At 44.0% G+C, this 823-nt stretch carries 2 tRNA genes and 2 rRNA genes; all 4 read right to left on the bottom strand.

Going from position 1 to position 823, the window contains the following annotated elements:
• A 23S ribosomal RNA gene (locus tag C9J38_RS21950) occupies nt 1–106 on the bottom strand; the annotation flags it as partial.
• A gap of 333 nt (nt 107–439) precedes the next feature.
• Nucleotides 440–515: transfer RNA gene (locus C9J38_RS21545), tRNA-Ala, on the bottom strand.
• Nucleotides 516–559: 44 nt separating this feature from the next.
• Nucleotides 560–636 (bottom strand) — tRNA-Ile (locus C9J38_RS21550).
• A gap of 71 nt (nt 637–707) precedes the next feature.
• Nucleotides 708–823: ribosomal RNA gene (locus tag C9J38_RS21555) — 16S ribosomal RNA — on the bottom strand; the annotation flags it as partial.

Genomic DNA, 823 nt, shown 5'->3' on the forward strand with positions numbered 1-823 from the left:
AGAGTCACCGGTTTTTACTACCTTCTCTGGGCTTATCGCAAGTTAATACGTCCTTCATCGCCTCTGACTGCCAAGGCATCCACCGTGTACGCTTAGTCACTTAACCATACAACCCCAAGAGGTTTCGCTCTTAGTTTCCACTTAAAAAGTGGAGTAAGTTGGTCAAACAACCAAGGTTTGTGTTCAACACTTCGATCAAGAAAGTATTAAACGTTGGTTTTTCGCCGGACTCATTGTTTTGTTTTCACTTTTAAAAAGTGAAAGCAAACACAGACACTTGAATGTGTATGTTTTGAGAACTCGTTCTTCTTTCGAAGAACATTTTTAAAATCAATCTATTGATTGAATTTACTAGTCAGCTTTCCAGATTGTTAAAGAACATGTAATCATCGTTAGATAACCACTTTTTAAAAACACTTATAAGAATGTGTTTAAAGAGTGGTGGAGCTATGCGGGATCGAACCGCAGACCTCCTGCGTGCAAGGCAGGCGCTCTCCCAGCTGAGCTATAACCCCAACGATATAAAAGACTAAACCGCCACCTTCTCTGGGAGAGAAAGTGGTGGGTCTGAGTGGACTTGAACCACCGACCTCACCCTTATCAGGGGTGCGCTCTAACCACCTGAGCTACAGACCCAAGTCTTTTTACGTTCTACATTTTAACCAAGCAATCTGTGTGGACACTGCATTAAACAGCAAGTCTTTAGGTAAGGAGGTGATCCAGCCCCAGGTTCCCCTAGGGCTACCTTGTTACGACTTCACCCCAGTCATGAACCACACCGTGGTAAACGCCCTCCCGAAGGTTAAGCTATCTACTTCTGGTG

Origin of the sequence: Photobacterium sp. GB-210, assembly GCF_003026075.1 — a bacterium.
Classification (GTDB): domain Bacteria; phylum Pseudomonadota; class Gammaproteobacteria; order Enterobacterales; family Vibrionaceae; genus Photobacterium.